Source organism: Cupriavidus gilardii, from assembly GCF_013314895.1.
Taxonomy (GTDB): domain Bacteria; phylum Pseudomonadota; class Gammaproteobacteria; order Burkholderiales; family Burkholderiaceae; genus Cupriavidus; species Cupriavidus gilardii_C.
In genome coordinates, this window is sequence record NZ_JABTYE010000008.1 from 76,943 (window position 1) to 94,439 (window position 17,497).

13 protein-coding genes are annotated in these 17,497 nt (G+C 67.0%); 2 read left to right on the forward strand and 11 right to left on the reverse strand.

Annotation, left to right across the window (positions count from 1 at the left end; translation table 11 throughout):
- Positions 1–52: 52 nt before the first annotated feature.
- From HTY53_RS10090 to HTY53_RS10130, 9 genes are all read right to left on the reverse strand, one after another.
- Positions 53–1,795, reverse strand: a complete 1,743-nt coding sequence (locus HTY53_RS10090; RefSeq protein WP_174106359.1) for a thiamine pyrophosphate-binding protein — start codon at positions 1,793–1,795, stop codon at positions 53–55.
- Complete coding sequence (locus HTY53_RS10095; protein ID WP_174106360.1) at positions 1,792–2,130, reverse strand: cupin domain-containing protein; 339 nt, start codon at positions 2,128–2,130, stop codon at positions 1,792–1,794. The genes HTY53_RS10090 and HTY53_RS10095 overlap by 4 nt, the downstream gene beginning before the upstream one ends.
- Before the next feature lie 73 nt (positions 2,131–2,203).
- Positions 2,204–3,661 carry an NADP-dependent succinate-semialdehyde dehydrogenase gene (gabD, locus tag HTY53_RS10100; RefSeq protein WP_174106454.1) on the reverse strand — a complete coding sequence of 486 codons (1,458 nt, stop codon included), beginning with the start codon at positions 3,659–3,661 and terminating at the stop codon, positions 2,204–2,206.
- A 42-nt stretch (positions 3,662–3,703) separates the two neighbouring features.
- A complete protein-coding gene (locus tag HTY53_RS10105) occupies positions 3,704–4,966 on the reverse strand; it encodes a 4-aminobutyrate--2-oxoglutarate transaminase (protein WP_174106456.1) in 1,263 nt (420 codons plus the stop codon).
- Between the two features lie 92 nt (positions 4,967–5,058).
- Positions 5,059–6,723 carry an ABC transporter ATP-binding protein gene (locus HTY53_RS10110; RefSeq protein WP_368040964.1) on the reverse strand — a complete coding sequence of 555 codons (1,665 nt, stop codon included), beginning with the start codon at positions 6,721–6,723 and terminating at the stop codon, positions 5,059–5,061.
- An 11-nt stretch (positions 6,724–6,734) separates the two neighbouring features.
- Positions 6,735–7,574 (reverse strand): ABC transporter permease, encoded by an 840-nt coding sequence (locus tag HTY53_RS10115; RefSeq protein WP_174106361.1) that lies wholly within the window; start codon positions 7,572–7,574, stop codon positions 6,735–6,737.
- Positions 7,571–8,575 (reverse strand): ABC transporter permease, encoded by a 1,005-nt coding sequence (locus tag HTY53_RS10120; RefSeq protein WP_174106362.1) that lies wholly within the window; start codon positions 8,573–8,575, stop codon positions 7,571–7,573. Before HTY53_RS10120 ends, HTY53_RS10115 begins: the two co-directional genes overlap by 4 nt.
- Before the next feature lie 126 nt (positions 8,576–8,701).
- Positions 8,702–10,306 (reverse strand): ABC transporter substrate-binding protein, encoded by a 1,605-nt coding sequence (locus tag HTY53_RS10125; RefSeq protein ID WP_174106363.1) that lies wholly within the window; start codon positions 10,304–10,306, stop codon positions 8,702–8,704.
- A 163-nt stretch (positions 10,307–10,469) separates the two neighbouring features.
- On the reverse strand, positions 10,470–11,789 hold the full coding sequence (locus HTY53_RS10130) for an ArgE/DapE family deacylase (protein WP_174106364.1): 1,320 nt from the start codon (positions 11,787–11,789) through the stop codon (positions 10,470–10,472).
- A gap of 135 nt (positions 11,790–11,924) precedes the next feature.
- On the opposite strand from HTY53_RS10130, the gene HTY53_RS10135 reads away from it, so the two are divergent.
- Entirely contained in the window at positions 11,925–13,520 is a 1,596-nt protein-coding gene (locus HTY53_RS10135; RefSeq protein WP_174106365.1) for a PLP-dependent aminotransferase family protein, read from the forward strand.
- Between the two features lie 96 nt (positions 13,521–13,616).
- On the forward strand, positions 13,617–15,047 hold the full coding sequence (locus HTY53_RS10140) for an FAD-binding oxidoreductase (RefSeq protein ID WP_174106366.1): 1,431 nt from the start codon (positions 13,617–13,619) through the stop codon (positions 15,045–15,047).
- 55 nt (positions 15,048–15,102) lie between these two features.
- On the opposite strand, the gene HTY53_RS10145 is transcribed toward HTY53_RS10140, so the two are convergent.
- Positions 15,103–16,587 (reverse strand): MDR family MFS transporter, encoded by a 1,485-nt coding sequence (locus HTY53_RS10145; protein WP_174106367.1) that lies wholly within the window; start codon positions 16,585–16,587, stop codon positions 15,103–15,105.
- Positions 16,588–16,982: 395 nt separating this feature from the next.
- The gene (locus tag HTY53_RS10150; RefSeq protein ID WP_174106368.1) at positions 16,983–17,477 is read right to left on the reverse strand and encodes a helix-turn-helix transcriptional regulator; all 495 of its coding nucleotides are present in this window, start codon (positions 17,475–17,477) and stop codon (positions 16,983–16,985) included.
- Positions 17,478–17,497 lie beyond the last annotated feature (20 nt).

Sequence of the window (17,497 nt, forward strand, 5' to 3'; positions counted from 1 at the left end):
AGGTGTTGGCGGCGGTCGGCCGTCATGGTTTGCGCCTGCCGGCGCCGCGGGCTCAGGAGGCGGGCTCCGTCTGGCGCGCCAGCGCCGCGGCGCGAATCTGCGACAGCGTCATGCCGGGCGCGATGCCGTCGGGGTCGTAGCGCAATTCGAGCAGCGCGGGCAGCCGCTGCGTGTTGGCAAATTCCAGCGCACGCGCGAATGCCGGGCCGAATTCGGCGTCGCTCTGCACCACTTCGCCGTGGCCGCGATAGGCGCGCACCAGCTCGGCGAAGTCCGGGTTGTCGAAGCTCAGCGCGATGGTGCGGCCGGGAAACTCTCGCTCCTGATGGGCACGGATGGTGCCCCACATGCCGTTGTTGAAGACCAGCACCACGATGCCGAGCCGGTATTGCATCGCCACCCCGAGCTCCTGCAGGTTCATCTGGAAGCAGCCATCGCCGGCATAGCAGACCACGGTGCGATCGGGGTATTCGAGCTTGGCCGAGATCGCTGCCGGCAAGCCGTAACCCATCGATCCCACGGTCGGCGCGAGGCTGGTGCCGACGCCCTGGAAGCGGTGATAGGCGTGCGCGAACAGCGCGTAGTTGCCGGCGCCCACGGTGATGCAGGCATCGGCCGGCACGTGGTCCCGCACATGGCAGGCGACGGCATTCGGATTCAGCGCACCCGGTGCGGGCGCCGGCTCCTGCTGCGCCAGGTATTCGCTGCGCGCGGCACGGGTCGCGCTCGCCCACGCCGATGCGGCCCGCGGACGCAGCGTGTCGACCGCCTGCGCGAACGACACCACGTCGGCGACAATCGGCAGCGTGGGTCGAAACACGCGGCCAAGCTCATTGGCGTCGGGATAGACATGCACCAGCCGCTGGCGCGGCAGCGGGCTTTCCACCAGCGTGTAGCCTTCGGTGGTCGCCTCGCCCATGCGCGTGCCGACGGCGATCAGCAGGTCCGCCTCACGGATGCGTGCGCGAAGCGCGTCGCCCATGCCCCAGCCGACATGGCCGACAAAATTCGGATGATGGTTGTCGAAGCATTCCAGCCGGCGCCAGGCCGCGCCGACCGGCAAGGCAAAGCGCTCGGCGAAGCCTTCGATCTGGCGCATCGACTGCGGCGTCCAGCCGGAACCGCCGATCAGCAGGGACGGCCGCTGCGCCTGCGCCAGCAGCGTGCCCAGCGACGCCAATGCCGCCGGGGCCGGCGCCGCATACGCACGCTGGTAACGCGGCAGATCGGGCACCGTGGCCTTGCCCCACAGCGTGTCCTCCGGCAGCGCCAGCACGACTGGCCCGGGCCGGCCGCTGGTTGCCACCGCGAAGGCGCGCGCGATGAACTCCGGGATGCGATCGGTGCGGTCGATTTGCGCGACCCACTTCGCCATCTCGCCGAACATGCGGCGATAGTCGATTTCCTGGAACGCCTCGCGCTCGATGAAGTCGTTACCGACCTGGCCGACGAACAGGATCATCGGCGTCGAGTCCTGATAGGCGGTATGCACGGCGATGCTGGCGTTGGTCGCCCCGGGGCCCCGCGTCACGAAGCAGATGCCGGGCTCGCCGGTCAGCTTGCCGTAGGCCTCGGCCATATAGCCCGCCCCGCTTTCCTGGCGGCAGACCACCGGCTGAATCGCGTCCTGATGGTCGTACAGCGCGTCGATACACGGCAGATAGCTTTCGCCTGGGACCAGAAACACACGTTTGACGCCGTGGATACGCAGTTGCTGGACCAGAATCTGGCCGCCATTGCGCTCGCGCAGCGATCGGCTGGCGCCGGTCCGGTCGTGACTGGATGCATCGGTCATGATCTGGCTCCGTGCGCGGCCGTGCATAAGGCCGATGCCGCGCCGGCCGCCGTCTTGATCTCGATCTCGACGAACACGCATTCGCCTTCGTGCGCGTTGATCACGTTGTGTTCGACGCCAGCCGGCCGCGAATAGGCGCGTCCCGCCACCAGCTGACTGGTGACCTCCCCGTCCGGCGTCTGCAGCAGCAGCGCGCCGGTGGTCATCGGCACTACCACGTAGTCGTAGCCGTGGCGGTGAAAACCGGTCTCCGCGCCGGGCGCGAAGCGCCATTCGGTGACGATCACACGCTCGTTGTCGACCTGCACGGTCGGTACTGCCTGGGGTCTGCTCATGCTCGGGCTCGCGTTGGAATCAGTGGTGCCGCGCCCTGCGCGATGCCGGGCGCGGAGCGTGGCGCATGCGGTGTCAGCGGTCGATGCCGCCCATGCACAGGTACTTGATCTCGAGGTAGTCCTCGATGCCGTATCGCGAACCTTCCCTGCCCAGGCCCGATTGCTTGACCCCGCCGAACGGCGCCACCTCGTTCGAGATCAGGCCGGTGTTGATGCCGACCATGCCGTATTCGAGCGCTTCGGCGACGCGCCAGATGCGGCCGAAATCGCGGCTGTAGAAGTACGAGGCCAGCCCGAATTCGGTGTCGTTGGCCATGCCGACCACCTCGTCGTCGCTGTGGAAGCGGAACAGCGGCGCCAGCGGGCCGAAGGTCTCCTCCTTCGCCACCCGCATCGCCGGTGTCACGTCGGCCAGCACGGTCGGCTCGAAGAAGGTGCCACCCATTGGATGCCGCTTGCCGCCGGCCAGCACGCGGGCGCCCTTGTCCAGCGCATCGGCGATATGCGATTCCACCTTGACCACCGCGTCCTCGTTGATCAGCGGACCCTGCAGCACGCCCGGTTCGACACCATGGCCGACCTTGAGCTGCGCCACCGCGGCGACCAGCTTGCTGGCGAAGGCGTCATAGACCTTGTCGTGGACGTACAGCCGGTTCGCGCAAACGCAGGTCTGGCCGGCATTGCGATACTTCGACGCGATAGCGCCCTCCACCGCCGCATCGAGGTCGGCATCGTCGAACACGATGAACGGGGCGTTGCCGCCGAGCTCCAGCGACAGCTTCTTGATGGTATCGGCGCACTGGCGCATCAGGAAGCGGCCGACCTCAGTGGAACCGGTGAAGGTCAGCTTGCGCACGATCGGATTGGCCGTCAGCTCGCCGCCGATCGCCACCGCGTCGCCGGTCACCACGCTGAACACGCCCGCCGGCACGCCGGCGCGCTCGGCCAGTACCGCGAGTGCCAGCGCCGACAGCGGCGTGTCCTCGGCCGGCTTGAGCACCATCGTGCAGCCGGCCGCCAGCGCGGGCGCGACCTTGCGCGTGATCATCGCCAGCGGGAAATTCCACGGCGTGATGGCCGCGCAGACGCCGACCGGCTCCTTGACCACTACCAGCCGGCGGTCGGCCATCGGGGAGGCCAGCACATCGCCGCAGACGCGCTTGCCTTCCTCGGCAAACCACTCGAGGAACGAGGCGGCGTAGACCACTTCGCCCCTGGCCTCGGCCAGCGGCTTGCCCTGCTCGGTGGTCATCAGCAAGGCCAGATCGTCGGCATGTGCCAGCATCAGCTCGTGCCATTTGCGCAGGATCTGGCTGCGTTCGCGGGCCGTGCGGCGGCGCCATTCGATCTGCGCAACGCTCGCCGCGTCAATGGCGCGCCGCGTCTCGGCCGCGCCCATCATCGGCACCTTGCCGATCGGCGCACCGGTGGCGGGATTGGTGACGACGAAGGATTCGCCGCGATCGGCGTCGGCCCATGCGCCGCCAACCAGGGCCTGCGCACGCAGCAGGCCGGTATCGTTCAGTTGCATCATCAGCTCCGGGGAATGAGGGCGTCGGTATCGCTCAGCGGGTCAGCGGACCAGCACATCTGCGAGGATGTCCAGCCCCTCGTCCATTACCGCATCGGGAATGGTCAGCGGGAACAGGAAGCGGATCACGTTGCCGTGCACGCCGCAGGACAGCAGCAGCAAACCCTTTTCCAGCGCGCGGTTCTGTACCTCGCGGGTGAAATCGGCGTCCGGACTGCCATCGGCTTTCTGGAATTCCACGGCGACCATCGCGCCCAGCCCGCGCACCTCGGCAATCTGCGGCACGCGCGGGCGCAGGCTGTGCAGGCGGTCCATCAGCCGTTCGCCAAGGGCGGCGCCGCGGGCGATCAGCTTTTCTTCCTCCAGCACCTCGAGCACCGCGAGGGCCGAGGCCACCGCCAGCGGATTGCCGGCATAGGTGCCACCGAGCCCGCCGGGCGCCGGCGCGTCCATGATCTCGGCGCGGCCGCACACCGCCGACAGCGGCATGCCGCCGGCCAGACTCTTGGCCATCGTGGTCATGTCCGGCGCGACGCCGTAGTGGTCCATCGCGAACAGCTTGCCGGTGCGGCCGAAGCCGGTCTGCACTTCGTCGGCGATCAGCAGGATGCCGTGCTCGTCGCAGAGCGTGCGCAGCGCCTTGACGAAGGCGTCGGGCGCGACATTGAAGCCGCCCTCGCCCTGCACCGGCTCGAAAATGATGGCGGCGACGCGCTTCGGATCGACGTCGGCCTTGAACAAAACCTGCAGCGCCTTCAGCGAGTCGTCGACCGACACGCCGTGCAGCTCGCACGGATACGGCGCGTGATAGACCTCGCCGGGGAAGGGACCGAAGCCGACCTTGTACGGCACGACCTTGCCGGTCAGCGCCATGCCCATCATCGTGCGGCCGTGAAAGCCGCCGGAGAATGCGATGACCGCCGGCCGGCCGGTGGCGGCGCGGGCGATCTTGATGGCGTTCTCGACCGCCTCGGCGCCGGTGGTGAAAAACGCGGTCTTCTTGGCCCACTGGCCCGGCGCGCGCTGGTTGATCTTCTCGGCCAGTTCGATATAGCTGGCGTACGGCACGATCTGGTAGGCCGTATGCGTGAAGCGTTCCAGCTGCTTCTGCACCGCCGCCACCAGACGCGGATGCCGGTGGCCGGTGTTCAGCACCGCGATGCCGGCGGCAAAGTCGATATAGCGGCGGCCTTCGACATCCCAGATTTCCGAATTCTCGGCCCGTTCGGCGTAGAAATTGCACATCACGCCCACGCCACGGGGCGTGGCGGCATCCTTGCGGCGGACCAGTTCGGCATTCTTCATCATGTTCTCCATGGGGCTTCGGGTTGGGCGCGCGGACGGCGTCGGTTTCGCGGTTGCTGCCGCTGTTGCTGGCCGGCCTGGCCAATGCGTGGTCATGCGGCCGCGCGGATCGCCTTCGGATCCCACTCCTTGCCGGGGATCGCCGCGATCAGTCGCTGCGTGTAGTCGTGGCGCGGCGCATCGAAGATCTGGGCCGGCGGCCCGGACTCGACCACCTTGCCCTTGTGCATCACGATCACGTGGTGGCAGATCTGCGCCGCCACGCGCAGGTCGTGCGTGATGAAGATGAGGCCGATATCGAGCCGCTTCTGCAGCGTGGCGAGCAGCTCCAGCACCTGCGCCTGCACCGAGACATCGAGCGCGGACACCGACTCGTCGGCCACCAGCAGCTTCGGCTCGAGCGCCAGCGCGCGGGCGATGCCGATGCGCTGACGCTGCCCGCCGGAAAACTGGTTCGGATAGCGGTCGAAGGCCGAGTCCTCCAGCCCCACTAGCTGCAACAGCTCACGCGCCCGGGCCTGCGCCTGCTGGCGGGGCACGCCGCTGGCAACCGGCCCGTCGCTGATGATCCGGCCCACGGTATGGCGCGGATTGAGCGAGGCGAACGGATCCTGGAAGATCATCTGCACGTCCTTGCGCAGCGGCCGGAAACACCGTTCCGGCAGCCTGGCAATGTCCTGGCCCCGGAACACCAGCTCGCCGCCATCGATGTCGGTCAGCCGCAGCAGGCATTTGCCGATGGTCGACTTGCCTGAGCCCGACTCGCCGACGATGCCCAGCGTCTCGCCGCGCCGCACGGTGAAGCTGACGCCGTCGACCGCGTGCACCACACGCTTGCGCGAGAACAGCCCGCCGCCGGACACATAGGTCTTGCGCAGGTTGCGCACCTCCAGCACCGTCTCGGCGGCCTGGCCCTCCGATTCGCCGCAGCGGCCGTGCGGCACCGCGCCGATCAGCCGGCGCGTATAGGGATGCTGCGGGTGGTTCAGCACCTGCTGCGAGGTGCCCATCTCGACCAGCACGCCCTTCTCCATCACCGCGACGCGGTCGGCGATCTCTGCCACCACACCGAAATCGTGGGTGACGAACATCACGCCCATGCCCTTCTCGGCCTGGATTCGCTTGATCAGCGCCAGGATCTGGGCCTGCGTGGTGACATCGAGCGCGGTGGTCGGCTCGTCGGCGATCAGCAGCGCGGGCTCCAGCGCCAGCGCCATCGCGATCACCACGCGCTGGCGCTGGCCGCCCGACAGGCGGAACGGATAGCTGTGCACCAGCGTGGCCGGGTCGGGCAGGCCGACGAAATCGAGCAGTTCCAGCACGCGGCGCATGCGCGCCTCGCCCGGATAGGCGTGATGCACGCGCATGACCTCGGCAATCTGGTCGCCCACGGTCATTACCGGGTTCAACGCGGACAGCGGCTCCTGGAACACCATCGCCATGTCCTTGCCGCGCATCGACAGCAAGGTGGTTTCGTCCTGCGTCAGCAGGTCCTTGCCCCGAAACAGGATGCGGCCGCCCTGCGGCTTCAGGTAGGGCGGCAGCAAACCCATGATCGCGTTGGCGCTCATCGACTTGCCCGAGCCCGACTCGCCGACGATGCACAGGATCTCGCCGGCATGCAGGTCGTAGGAGATATCGCGCACCGCATAGGGCCGGTCGCCGCCGGCGGGCAACGCGATGGTCAGATCGCGGATCGACAGCAGCGGCGCGGCGGCCGGATCGTGTTGAGGATGCTGCATGGATTGAACAGGCATGGTGCGCTCCCTCATTCGCCGCGGCGGCGCAGCTGCGGATTCATGGCGTCGTTCAAGCCTTCTCCGATCAGGTTGATGGACAGCACCGTCAGCAGGATCGCCACGCCGGGCCACACGCTCATCCACCATGCCTCGCGGATCATCGTGCGGGCCGCGCCGATCATGAAGCCCCAGCTCATCATGTTGCGGTCGCCCAGGCCGAGAAAGGACAGCGCGGATTCGGTCAGGATCGCGGTGGCGACCATGAACGAGGCCGACACGATGATCGGCGACATCGCATTGGGCAGGATCTGCGTGGCGATGATGCGCAGCGGCTTCTGGCCGATCACCACCGCCGCCTGCACGAACTCGCGCTGCTTCAGCGACAGGAATTCGCTGCGCACCAGGCGCGCGACCGGCGGCCAGGACACCACCGAGATCGCACCAACGATCGAATAGATCGATGGATTGAAGATCGCCACGATCACCACCGCCATCGCCAGCTGGGGAATGGTCTGGAAGAACTCGGTGAAGCGCATCAGCGCGTCGTCGATGCGGCCGCCGCAGTAGCCCGCCACCGCGCCGATCAGGATGCCGAACAGCAGCGCCACCGCGGTGGAGATCACGCCGACCAGCAGTGACACGCGCGCGCCGTACAGCATGCCCGCGGTGATATCGCGGCCGAGCATGTCGGTGCCGAACGGATAGGCCGGATCGGCGAACGGCTGCATCAGCGGATCGGCCACCATCAGCCACGGCGATTCCTCGTACAGCACCGGCGCGAACAGCGCGAAGGCGATCACGGCGAGCAGCACCAGGGCGCCGACCACCGCGCCGTAGTTGCGGCAATAGCGTTGCAGGAAGGCTTTCATGCGGTGGCTCCCTTGCCGCCGACCGAGATGCGCGGGTCGATGAAGCGATACAGCACGTCGGTCAGCAGATTGAAGAAGACGACCAGGGCCGAGGTCACGAAGAAGATGCCGAGCAGCAGCTGGTAATCACGCTGCAGCAGCGCGTCGAACATCAACCGGCCGATGCCGGGCCACGAAAACACCGTCTCGGTCAGCACCGCGCCGCCGGCCATCTGGCCGAGCTGGATGCCGGCGAAGGTGATCACCGGCAGCAGCGCGTTGCGCAGCACGTGCACGCGGATCACGCGGTTGGCCGGCACGCCCTTGGCGCGCGCGGTCTTCACGTAGTCCATGCCCATCACTTCGAGCATCGAGGCGCGGGTCAGCCGCACATAGACGGCCATGAAGAAGCAGCCCAGCGACATCGTCGGCAGGATCATGTGCAGCGCCACGTCCTTGACGCGCGCCATGCCGGTGTAGCCCGCGCCGATGGTTTCCATGCCGAAGGCCGGCAGCCAGCCCAGCACCACCGAGAACAGGATGATCGCCATCAGCGACAGCCAGAACAGCGGCGTCGCGTACAGCAGCAGCGCGCCCGACATCACGGCACTGTCGATCCAGCGGCGGCGGTTCTCGTAGCGGGTACGCGCGGCGATCACGCCGAGCAGCACGCCCAGCACGATCGAGAAGACGAAGGCCCCGCTCATCAGCAGGAAGGTGGCCGGCAAGCGATCCAGGATCAGGTCCAGCACCGGTAGATGGTTGCGGTAGGAGTAGCCCAGATCGAGCTGCGCCACGCCTTTCAGATAGATGCCCAGCTGCGTCAGCAGCGGCTTGTCGAGGCCGAACTGCTCGCGCAGCTGGCCGACGAAGGCGGCGTCGCCGGCGCCGGCCTCGCCCGCCATCACGGTGGCGGGATCGCCCGGCGCCAGACGGATCAGGAAGAAATTGATGATGACGACGCCCAGCACGACCACGATGGCCTTGCCAAGACGCGATATCAGGAAGGAAAGGAAATTCACGGCAGGCTCCACTGACTTCGTGGTGGCGGTCACCCTCTCCCCCGCCCCTCTCCCGCGGGCGGGAGAGAGGAGAAAAGACAGGGCGGGTACCACTCCCGCTACGGCGCACTACGGCGCCATGGCGGCTCAGTTCTTCTCGATCGAGACGTTGTCGAACGACTCGTTCAGGCCGATCGCCGTGGTCACCAGGTTCTTCACGTTCTTGCGATAGAGCGTGGGGAACTCCAGTTCGAACAGATTGGCGTTGGCGACGTCGTTGACGAGAATGCGCTGCACCTCGCTATAGAGCTTCTGGCGCTCGGCCGGATCCATGGTGGCGCCCGCCTTGGCCCACAGTTCGTCCGCCTTCGGGTTGTTGTAGCCCTGCACGTTGGCGAACGGCGTGCCCTTGACGATATTGCGGGCCACGTAGAGCCGCTCGACGCCCAGCGCCGGATCGCCGTACTGGTAGGTGTAGGTCGTGGTCAGGTCGAAATCCCAGTTGCTGACGCGCGCCGCCCAGGTGCCGGCATCGGCTGACTCGATGCTGACCTTGAAGCCGAGTTGCTCCAGCATCTGCTTGGTGTACTCGTCCAGCCGATCCCAGTTCGCGCCGTACGAGGTGGCCAGGATCTTGACCGGGTACTGGCCGACATTGACGCCCGATTCCTTGATCAGGTCGCGCGCCTTCTTCAGGTTGAAGTCCATGTTGGGCATGTTCTTGTCGAAGAACAGCGTGGTGGACGCGAACGGGCTGACCGCCGGCTTGCCCATGCCGAAGAAGATGTTGTTGACGATCATCTTGCGGTTCAGCGCATGCATGACCGCCTGGCGCACCTTGACGTTGTCGAACGGCGGCTTGCGCTGGTTCATCAGCATGCTGGCCATCGGCGAGAACAGCTCCCATCCCTTGGTGGTGTATTCCACGTTGGGCAGCGCGCGCAGTCGCTTGACGTCGACGTTGTCGACATCGCCGCCGCGCAGCACCTGCACGTCGCCCTTCTCGAACGCCACCGCGCGCGAGGCCGAATCGGGGATCACGTAGAAGACCAGTTCATCCAGATACGGCTTGCCCTTCTTCCAGTAGTTCGGATTCCTGGCCAGCTTGATGTACGCGCCCTTCTTCCACTCCTTGAACATGAAGGGCCCGGTGCCGACCGGCTTCTGGTTGGCCGGGTTGTTGCGGTAGTCGGTGCCCTCGTACAGATGCTTGGGCATCATCGGCATGGTGCCGGTCTCGAACATCGAGATGAACGGCGGGAACGGCTCCTTCAGCTTGATCTCGACGGTGGTGTCGTTGACCGCGCGGATCGACGCCATGTACTTGTTCAGCACGGCGCGCGTGCGCACATGGACCTCGCGCAGCAGCTTGTCGATCGAGAACACCACGTCGGCCGAGGTGAACGGCTTGCCATCGTGCCACTTGACGCCGCTTTGCAGCTCGAAGGTGTAGGTCAGGCCGTCGGGCGAGATCTTCCAGGACTTGGCCAGCTCCGGCTGCGGCTTCAGGTCCGGCGTGTAGGTCAGCAGGCCCTGATAGATCTTGCCCGCGATGTACTGCGTCGGCGCCTGCGAATTGAGGGCGCTGACCAGGATCGGCGGTTCGGGCTGCACGATGCCGGACAGCGTGCCGCCGGTGGTCTGGGCGGCGGCGTTGCCCGCCGGCAGGGCGAGCGGCAACAGGGTCAGGCCTGCCGCCGCGATCGCCAGCGAAGCCAGGCGCTGTTGAAAGCGCGTCGTAACTCGTTTCATCGGCTCGTTTCCTTGTCGTTGTGAACAGCGGGTACTGATGGCACTGGGAAGGCACTGCGGAGGCACTGCGGAAACACTACGGCAGCCCTAATGACGGCTTGCTGCGGGCGCTGCGTCCCTGCGGGTGCGACCCGTCACGCCGTGACCGGTCGCCATGCTCGATTCATGTCCGACCGATCGGCTCGACGCCGCACCAGTCGTGCATGAATTGCGCGAGCGTGGTGGCCACACGCACCATGCTGTCGAGCGACACCGACTCGTCGATGCCGTGGATATTGCGGGCGACCGGCCCGTAGCACGTCACCGGGGTATCGAGCATCAGGCGGAAATGGCGCGCATCGGTGGTGGCGGTGGTCGCCTCGCGCTTGACCGGCTCGCCATGCACCTTGCGATGGGCCTCGGCCAGGGCCTGCATGCTCGGCACGTCGAGATCGAACTCGCAGCCCGGCGCATGGAAGCCCTCGTAGCGGATGGCCAGTTCGAGATTGCTGGCCAGCCGCGCGACGGTGGCACGGATGCGTGCCTCGACGATGGCCTTGGTCTCGTCGATGTCCATATGCGGATAGAAGCCGATGCGCACACCCAACGTGCAGGTGCACGGCACCGACGAATTCCATTCGCCGCCGTGGATCTGCCCAAGGTTGAAGTTGATTGGGTGCGCATGGTCGCGATACACGGGCGGGCGGTTCTCCGGCCGGTTCCATTCGGCCTCGAGCTCGCGCAGGTCTTCCATCACGGCGACGCCCGCCTCGACCGGATTGACGCCCGACGTCATGTAGGCGGCGTGGGCCGGCTTTCCGGTCAGTTCGATGAACATCCAGTAGACGCCGACCTGCGCGCTCATCAGCCCCTCGCCGAGCGGCTCGGGAATGATCACGGTATCGAAGGCGGCCAGCTTGCCGGCGCCCACCGCGCTGCGCAGCGCCGCCACGGTGGCCAGCGCGCCGTTGCCGGTGTTCTCTTCTTCCAGCACCGCGTTGAAGCCGACCGCGCCGGCCGGCTGCACGCCCAGCGCGCGCAGCGCCTTGAACGCGGCCAGCGCGCAGACGATGCCGGCCTTCATGTCGCCGGAGCCCCGGCCATAGAGCCACCCGTCCTCGACCACCGGCGTGTACGGTGGATTGCGCCACATCGATTCGGGGCCGGTCGGTACCACGTCGAGATGGCCGTTGAACAGCACCGAGCGTCCGCCCTTCGATGCCGGCCGATGCGTGGCCAGCAGGTTGTAGCGGCCACCGTCCGGGCAGCACGGCGGCGAGAACAGCGGCAGATGCCTGATCGCGTCGGCGCGCAGTTCGATGCGTTCCGATGCAAGTCCCAGATCGCGCAAGGCCCCTTCGATGAAGTCGGCCGCCGGTTGCTCCTGTCCCGAAGGGCTTGCCGCCGCGACGAAACCGGACAGCGTCTGGACCATATAGGGCAACAGCGAGCGGACGGCGCCGGCGATGTCAGTGGTACTGAGTTGGCTTGCCGAATCTTGCATGGGGGCTCCTTTGGAACGCCGGGCTGCGGGCTCGCCGATGAGAAAACTGCTTGCACCGGCACGCGATGGGTGGGAAATTAGCGCACAGTTGGCACCATAGATAGGTCCATATTTGCCGTTTTCGCTGGAGCCATTTTGAAAGCGTCCATTCTTTCCGAGCTGCTGCTGCAACGCCTGGAACGGCCGACCGACGGCCTCGCCGACAAGGCCGGTACGCATATGAACCGGCAGGTCTATCAGATCATTCGCCAGGAAATCCTTGCCGGGACTATCCCCGCGGGCTGCAAGCTGCCGGCGTCGCGGATGCTGGCCAAGGAAGTCGGGGTGTCGCGCAACACCGTGCTCTATGCCTACGAGCAGCTTCTGGCCGAGGGCTATGTCACGGCGTCGACGGGAAGTGGCACCTTTGTGTCGCACACCTTTCCCGACCATAGTGCATTGCACAAGGTTGGCTCGGCAAATGGCACCATCACCGTGCCTGCGGCGCAGCAAAACCCGAACCGCTTCGCGCTTTCGCGGCGCGGCCAGCATCTGGTGTCGCATGCCGGTGCGTCCGATCGCCAATGGGGTGCATTCATGGCCGGCGTGCCCGACGTCTCGCTGTTTCCGCGCGCGGTCTGGACCCGCCTGCTGAACAAGCATTGGCGCGAACCGCGTCCCGAGCTGCTGACGTACGCGCACAACGGCGGCCATATGCCGCTGCGCCGCGTCCTGGCCGAGCATCTGCGCCTGGCGCGCGGCGTACGGTGCGATCCCGAACAGATCATCATGACGACCGGCATCCATCAGGCCATCGACCTGATCGCCCGCCTGCTGGCCGACCCCGGCGACAAGGCATGGATGGAGGATCCGGGTTACTGGGGCACGCGCAGCCTGTTGGCCAACTCGGGCGTGGAGCCGATTCCGGTGCCGGTCGACGGCGAGGGCATCGCGCCCGATGCCGCCACGCTGCAGAACCCGCCGCGCTTCATCTTCGCCACGCCGTCGCACCAGTACCCGCTCGGCACCGTGATGAGCCTGTCGCGCCGGCGCATGCTGCTCGAGTACGCGCGCCAGCGCGGCGTCTGGATCGTCGAGGACGACTACGACAGCGAATTCCGCTTCGAGGGCCGCCCGCTCGCTTCGCTGCAAGGACTCGACGAGCACGATCGCGTGATCTACATGGGCACCTTCTCCAAGACCCTGTTTCCCGGCATCCGCATGGGCTTCATGGTGTTGCCCAAACCGCTGGCCCCGCATTTCGCCACCGGGCTGTCGGAGCTGTTCCGCGAGGGACAGCTGATCCAGCAGGCGGTGCTGGCGGACTTCATCGAGGAAGGCCACTACGCTACGCATATCCGGCGCGTGCGGCTGCGTTATGCGCAGCGGCAGAGCCTGCTGCGCGAGGCGATTGCAGAACGCTTCGGCGCGGACTGGCCCACCTCCACGCACGAAGCCGGACTGCATCTGGTCATGCATCTTCCGCCCGGCGCCGACGATCTGGGCATCAGCATGGCGGCACGCACGCAGGGCCTGAGCGCGCGGCCCCTGTCGCGCTACTACAGCGACGAGACGCAAGCGCGCCAAGGCTTGCTGATGGGTTATGCCTGCGTGCCCGAGGAAGAGATCGGGCCGGCGTTTCGCAAGCTGGCCGAGGTCATCGAACCGGCGATGGAGCATCTGGCCCGCACGCAGGAGCCGCGACGCGAGGCGACGATGAAGATCAATCGCGAGGCGTGGAGCGGCGCCTGATCGCGCTGCCGAATGCTTGCGCCCTGCCTGCGCCCTGCCTGTACCCTTCATTCCTATCCACCCGATCCATTGCGAGACCCCTCGATGGCGAGCCCAATGACGCAAAACCGATCCGCGGCCGCGAGCCGCGATGCCCTGCTGTCCGAACTGGCCGCGGTGCTCGACCCCGCCGGCCTGCAAACCGGCGACGCCATCGAGACGCGCTTTCGCAAGGACTGGTACGCCCCGCTCGATCCGAATCCGCCGATCGCGGTGGCGCGGCCGCGCAATACCGCCGAGGTGTCCGCGGTGCTGGCGATCTGCCATCGCCATCGTCAGCCGGTGGTGCCACAGGGCGGATTGACCGGACTGGCCGGCGCCGCGACGCCTGGGGGCGGCGAACTGGTGCTGTCGCTGGAACGGATGCGCGGCGTCGAGGAGATCGATGAGCAGGCCGGCACCATGACCGTGATGGCCGGCACCACGCTGCAGGCCGCGCAGGAAGCGGCGCGCGCGGCGGACTGGCTGCTGCCCGTGGACCTGGGCGCGCGCGGCAGCTGCCAGATCGGCGGCAATATCGCGACCAACGCCGGCGGCAATCGCGTGATCCGTTACGGCATGATGCGCGACCAGGTGCTCGGGCTGGAAGCGGTGCTGGCGGACGGCACCGTGCTGACGTCGCTGAACAAGATGCTGAAGAACAACGCCGGCTACGACCTGCGTCAGCTGTTCATCGGCAGCGAAGGGACGCTCGGCGTGATCACGCGCGCGGTGCTGAAGCTGGCGCCGCTGCCCGCCAGCACGCAGACCGCGTTGTGCGCGCTATCGCGCTACGAAGACGTGGTGCAGCTGCTGCGCCATGCCCAGCGCAAGCTGGCCGGCAGGTTGTCGGCGTTCGAGGTGATGTGGGCCGACTTCTACGAACTGGTGACGACGCGCGTGTCGGGCGTCCGTGCGCCGCTGCCGGCGGGCCACCCGTTCTACGTGCTACTCGACCTGCAGGGCGACGACGCCGGCCAGGACGCGCCCGCCTTCGAGTCGATGCTGGAGACCGCGATGGACGCGGGGCTGATCCAGGACGCCGCGGTCGCGACCAGCGACAAGGAGGCGCAAAGCTTCTGGCAGTTGCGCGACGCCGTCGCCGAGTTTCCGGTGATGTGGGCGCCCAACGCCGCGTTCGACGTCAGCCTGCCGATCGGCCACATCGGCGAGTTCGCGCAGGCCTTGCGCGCCGCCGTGCTGGACCGATGGTCCGGGGCCGAGCTGGTGAACTTCGGCCACGTCGGCGACAGCAATCTGCATGTCAGCGTCTATCTGCCCAACGTTGCGCTGCCGGACTTTCCGGAGCACGAGATCAGCGAAGTGGTCTATCGCGTCGTGCAGGAATTCGGCGGCAGCATTTCTGCCGAACATGGCATCGGCACGCACAAGAAGCCGTTCCTCGGATGTTCGCGTACGCCCGAGGAACTGGCGGTCATGCGTCTGCTGAAGCGGACGCTCGACCCGCACCATATCCTGTGCCCGGGCCGGGTCGTCGATCTCGAGTGAATGACCCGGGGGCGCGCCATGTGAAACGACATGGCGCTGCCCGATCGTGCAATCGCTATTCGACGCTCGCCGCGGCCTTGACGGGGCTGCCGCGCAGCGTCGCCTCGCGCAGCCGCACGACCAGCAGCGGCGCGAGCAGCGAGACCGCGGCGCTGGCGAGGAACAGCGCGCGGAACGAGCGTTCCGCGGTCTGCCGCACCGCCGCCGCTTCGGCGCCATCGCCCAGCGACAGCACCTCGCGGAACAGATGCATCAGCACGTCCTCGCCACCAGGCAGCGGGCTGACCGCCATGCCGCTATGGCGCAGCAGCGCGATCAGCACCGTGGTCAGCACCGCGACACCGACCGCGCCGCCCAGCATCCGCGAGAACGCCGTCAGCGCGGTGGCAACGCCGACCTGCTGCGGCGGCACCGCGTTCTGCGTCGCCACCAGCGCGCTCGGCAATTGCAGGCCGATGGCCAGACCCAGCGCGACCATCACGACCCCGGTCAGGACCACCGCGCGCGGATCGACGAAGGCCAGCGCCGCGATCGCCAGCGGCGCGGCCGCCGCGCCGATCAGCTGCAAAGGCTTGTAGCGACCGCTCCAGGTCATCAGCCGGCCAGCGATAAAGGCACCGAACGGAATCGCCAGCGTCAGCGGCACCAGCCGCAACGCCGCGCTGTCCGCCTGCGCGCCGCCCACCACCTGAAAGCGCAGCGGCAACAGCACCGACATCGCGATCAACTGGAAGAAGCACAGGAACAGCGTGATGCAGCAGATCGCCACCGTCGGCACGCGCAGCATTGCCAACGGAATCACCGGATCGGCCGCGCGACGCTCCTGCCAGAAGAACAGCAGCAACGCGACCGCCCCGGCCGCCAGCAGGCCGAGCGAATCGGCGCGCCAGACATCGTGCCCCTGACCCAGCCGCGTCAGGAACACCAGCACGCCGGTCAGGCCGCCGCCAAACAGCAGCGCACCGAGATAGTCGATCGGATGCTTGCGGCCGCCGCTGGCCGGCAGGTGACGCAGCGCCCGACGCACGGTCACCAGCGCCAACAGCGCCAGCGGCAGATTGATCCAGAAGATCCAGCGCCATGACAGGTAGTGCGCCAGATAACCGCCAATCACCGGTCCCGCCATGCTGGCCACCGCCCACACGCCGCTGACATAACCCTGATAGCGTCCGCGCTCGCGCAGCGGCACCACGTCGGCGATCGCCGCCTGCGACACCGAAATCAGGCCGCCGCCGCCGAGTCCCTGCAGGATGCGCGCGACGATCAGCTGCGGCATGGTCTGCGCCAGCGCACAGGCAATCGACGCCAGCAGGAACAGCACGATCGCGAACGACAGCACCGAGCGACGGCCGAGCACGTCGGACAGCTTGCCGTAGATCGGCGTGGCGACCGTCGACGCGATCAGGTAGGCCGACACGACCCAGGCCATCACATCGAAGCCGTTCAGGCGCAAGGCGATCTCGGGCAGCACCACCGCCACGATCGACTGCTCCAGCGCACCGAGCAGGATCGCCAGCATCAGGCCGAAGATGACCTGCATCACCGGCACCGGCGGCGACCCGGTCGGCTCGCCGGTAGGAATGGGCTTTGGTGGAAAGGTTGACGCGGCGGGCGCCCCCGGCGATCCGGTGGCGGCGGCAATGGAAGCAGCCGCGCCGGCAAGGCGCAGGCCAGAACGAAGGGGAGCGATCATCGGGCGGGCAAGGAGAAACAACATAGCCGGTGCACGACCGCGCTGGCCGGACCGGCTTTTCTAATGAAGGACAGACGGCTATTGTAGGCGCTTGCTTAAAAGTGTGCCTTTCGGCGCGCTCTTACTCGCCCCTGCGGCCTTTGGTGCTGTCCAACGTGGCAAACAAGTCTTTTGCCAGGGCCACACAGTCGTCATAGCTCCGGGCGAATTGCCGCCGCTCGAATCACCACGGAGTGTCACGGTCATGCCCATAGGCCGCCCCGCGTTGCCATCACGGCGCGGGCCATCTGGCGCAGGTTCTTCCAGATCTCGGTTGGCTTTCGATCGTGGCGCGAGGCCACCTCCGCCACCATCTTGGCCACCAGTTGCAGCGGGGCCTCATCGAGTATTTGCGCGACTTGAGGCTCCAGCCCGTCAGGGACCTGCCCCGTGATCAATGCCTGCTCCAAGGCCGTTGGCGTCAGCACACCCGAATAGCTGGTATTGGCACTATTCGCCGCCATCCATACCGCCCGCACGGGCCGACCGCGCTTCTGTTCCGGATCCGTGAGTTCCAACGTCAGTCCGATGACGTCCACGAGGCGGCCGAGCGTGTCCAGGGTGACGTTGACATGGCCGTGCTCGATGCCGTTCAACGTCTGTCGCGACAGCCCCGCCATATCGGCCAATTGCTGCTGGGTAAGACCTAGCGCTATCCGCTTGCGGCGAATGGCATTGCCGAATAAAGCGAAATTCATTTGGCGCCTCCAGTTTGTGT

What these genes read in the sequence shown, in the direction of transcription:
- HTY53_RS10140 (WP_174106366.1), top strand. Translation starts at nt 13,617, where the DNA reads ATGACGCAAAACCGATCCGCGGCCGCGAGCCGCGATGCCCTGCTGTCC.
- HTY53_RS10125 (WP_174106363.1), bottom strand. Translation starts at nt 10,306, where the DNA reads ATGAAACGAGTTACGACGCGCTTTCAACAGCGCCTGGCTTCGCTGGCG.
- HTY53_RS10095 (WP_174106360.1), bottom strand. Translation starts at nt 2,130, where the DNA reads ATGAGCAGACCCCAGGCAGTACCGACCGTGCAGGTCGACAACGAGCGT.
- HTY53_RS10090 (WP_174106359.1), bottom strand. Translation starts at nt 1,795, where the DNA reads ATGACCGATGCATCCAGTCACGACCGGACCGGCGCCAGCCGATCGCTG.
- HTY53_RS10105 (WP_174106456.1), bottom strand. Translation starts at nt 4,966, where the DNA reads ATGAAGAATGCCGAACTGGTCCGCCGCAAGGATGCCGCCACGCCCCGT.
- HTY53_RS10115 (WP_174106361.1), bottom strand. Translation starts at nt 7,574, where the DNA reads ATGAAAGCCTTCCTGCAACGCTATTGCCGCAACTACGGCGCGGTGGTC.
- HTY53_RS10145 (WP_174106367.1), bottom strand. Translation starts at nt 16,587, where the DNA reads ATGCAGGTCATCTTCGGCCTGATGCTGGCGATCCTGCTCGGTGCGCTG.
- gabD (WP_174106454.1), bottom strand. Translation starts at nt 3,661, where the DNA reads ATGCAACTGAACGATACCGGCCTGCTGCGTGCGCAGGCCCTGGTTGGC.
- HTY53_RS10110 (WP_368040964.1), bottom strand. Translation starts at nt 6,723, where the DNA reads ATGCCTGTTCAATCCATGCAGCATCCTCAACACGATCCGGCCGCCGCG.
- HTY53_RS10130 (WP_174106364.1), bottom strand. Translation starts at nt 11,789, where the DNA reads ATGCAAGATTCGGCAAGCCAACTCAGTACCACTGACATCGCCGGCGCC.
- HTY53_RS10150 (WP_174106368.1), bottom strand. Translation starts at nt 17,477, where the DNA reads ATGAATTTCGCTTTATTCGGCAATGCCATTCGCCGCAAGCGGATAGCG.